General features: G+C 70.4%; 2 protein-coding genes. One reads left to right on the top strand and one right to left on the bottom strand.

The genetic code is table 11. The annotated features are described in order from the left end of the window. Positions 1 to 816: beta-galactosidase (locus ACOJSN_RS13965; protein ID WP_420113107.1), on the top strand; the 816-nt coding region annotated here is incomplete at its 5' end. A gap of 6 nt (positions 817 to 822) precedes the next feature. On the opposite strand, the gene ACOJSN_RS13960 is transcribed toward ACOJSN_RS13965, so the two are convergent. Continuing rightward, entirely contained in the window at positions 823 to 1,524 is a 702-nt protein-coding gene (locus ACOJSN_RS13960) for a TetR/AcrR family transcriptional regulator (protein WP_420113106.1), read from the bottom strand. Positions 1,525 to 1,958: the final 434 nt, after the last annotated feature.

Raw genomic sequence — 1,958 nt, 5'->3', positions numbered from 1 at the left:
GGGTCACGGGTGCAGGCGCGCACGGCGTTGGTCTGGGACTACGAGGCATGGTGGGCTCTCGAGCTCGACGCGCATCCCAGCGAGCTGACGTACATGGACCGCATGCGTACGCTCCACGCCGCATTGTGGCGCCGCGGCATCACCACGGACGTGGTGGGTTCGACCGACGACCTCAGCGGCTACGACCTCGTGCTCGTGCCGACGCTCTACCTCGTCTCCGACGAAGGCGCTGCCAACCTCGCGAGCACGGCCGAGCGCGGGGCCACGGTCGCCATCACCTACTTCTCGGGCATCGTCGACCCGCACGACCACGTGCGCCTCGGCGGCTACCCAGGCGCCTTCCGGGACCTTCTCGGGGTGCGCGTGGACGAGTTCTTCCCCCTGCTCGACGGCGAGAGCGTCGTTCTCGACGACGGCACCTCGGGCGATGTGTGGACCGAGCGAGTCGAGCTGGCTGGTGCGGTTCCGGTGCGCACGTTCGCCGACGGGCCGATGGCGGGCCGTCCGGCGGTAACCCGCCGGCAGGTCGGCGCGGGGTCCGCCTGGTACGTGGCCACGCGGCAGGACGAGGCAGGCACCGCGGCGCTCGTGGACGCGCTGATCGCCGACGCCGGCGTGACGCCGCCGCTCGACGTGCCGGCCGGGGTGGAGGCGGTCCGCCGCATCGGCGACGAGGCGAGCTTCGTCGTCGTCATCAATCACACCGACGAGGTGGTGGCGATCGAGGCGAACGGGACCGAGCTGCTGACCGGGGCGGCCGTGGAGCCGGGCTTCAAGGTCGCCGCCGGCGGCTGCGCTGCGATCCAGGAGCGCTGACCGGGCTCAGCGCAGCAGCCTCGCCGCGGCCTCCTGCAGAGCCGGGCTCGGCTGGGTCAGAACCCCGTGGCCCAGCTCGACGAGACCCTGAGCGTAGGCCGGCAGCGATGCGGCCTCGACCGCGCCGCGCTCGTGGTCGCGCTCCCAGCCCGCGAGGCCGGTGATCACGAATCGCACCATGAGGGCGACGCGCAGCCCTGCGGCCGGCTCGGCGCCGTCGGCGACGTTCTTTCGCATCATCTGGAACACGGACGACAGCGTGCGCATCGGGACCTCCTGCTCGACGCGGCGCGCGAGGTCGGCATCGAACGTGTCGAGGAAGGACAGCGGCATCTGCGCGAGCGCGACCTCGTTGAAGCGCGCCCAGTAGCTCGGCAGATTCTCGGCCATCTCGTGCGCGAAGGGCAGCACGTGTGCCTCGACGAGCGCGTGAAGATCGTCGATCGAGCCGTCGGCATCCATGCGCTCGAGCAGCGCGGCGCGTTCGCGGTTCACACGCTGGGTGCGCCGGACCCAGACCGCATCGATCAGGCCCTGACGGGATCCGAAGTGATAGGTGATCGCCGAGTTGTTCTTCTGGCCCGCTGCCTGGGTGATCTGGCGCAGCGGCACCGTGGGACCGGCCGTGGCCACGAGTCGTTCTGCTGCGTCGAGAAGCCGTTCGGCAGTCCTTCGCCCTGCACGGTTCTTCTCGGGGGCAGTGGACATGGGCCGCATGGTAGGTCGTCGAAGGGGTCTTGCCAGAACTATGGCACCTGTCTTAGTTTACCTATCAACTCATTCGAGGCGAAGGAGCACTCGGTGTCGAACAGCCTGCCGGAAGGTCAGCGCGAGGCGTGCCGTGGCCACCGGCCAGGCGCACGGCGGTGGGAGGCGACTGCACCTCGGCGCCTCTCGTCTCCCATCGCTTGCTTCGTCGCGCGCGGCTCCACCGCGACCGGATGACCGTGCCGCCGGAGGGGGAGCGTGCGATGACTCGATGCTGGACGTGGGCGCCGTGAGCGCGCAGGGGGAGACCGAGACCGGCGCCGCTGAGGCAGCGACAGCCGCGCGACGGAGGCTCAGGCCGAGGTTCGGTCTCGGCATTCAGTCGAAGCTGCTGATCATGCTGCTGGGCGTCAGCCTCGTCGCTGCCGGCGTGG

Origin of the sequence: Pseudactinotalea sp. (assembly GCF_048594945.1) — a bacterium.
Lineage (GTDB): Bacteria > Actinomycetota > Actinomycetes > Actinomycetales > Beutenbergiaceae > Pseudactinotalea.
Note: the sequence above shows the minus strand (reverse complement) of the source record. Positions and strands in the feature narration are given on the sequence as shown.